Here is a 265-nt window from a genome sequence, read left to right on the forward strand (position 1 = left end):
GTAATACGTAGGTGGCAAGCGTTATCCGGAATTATTGGGCGTAAAGCGCGCGTAGGCGGTTTCTTAAGTCTGATGTGAAAGCCCACGGCTCAACCGTGGAGGGTCATTGGAAACTGGGAAACTTGAGTACAGAAGAGGAATGTGGAATTCCATGTTTAGCGGTGAAATGCGCAGAGATATGGAGGAACACCAGTGGCGAAGGCGACTTTCTGGTCTGTAACTGACGCTGATGTGCGAAAGCGTGGGGATCAAACAGGATTAGATA

Annotated in this window: 1 rRNA gene; it reads left to right on the plus strand. The window is 49.4% G+C overall.

The window, feature by feature from the left end:
- Nucleotides 1-265 (plus strand): 16S ribosomal RNA (locus QSV46_RS40000); the annotation flags it as partial.

It is taken from the genome of Bradyrhizobium cosmicum (assembly GCF_032290525.1).
GTDB classification, from domain to species: domain Bacteria; phylum Pseudomonadota; class Alphaproteobacteria; order Rhizobiales; family Xanthobacteraceae; genus Bradyrhizobium; species Bradyrhizobium cosmicum_A.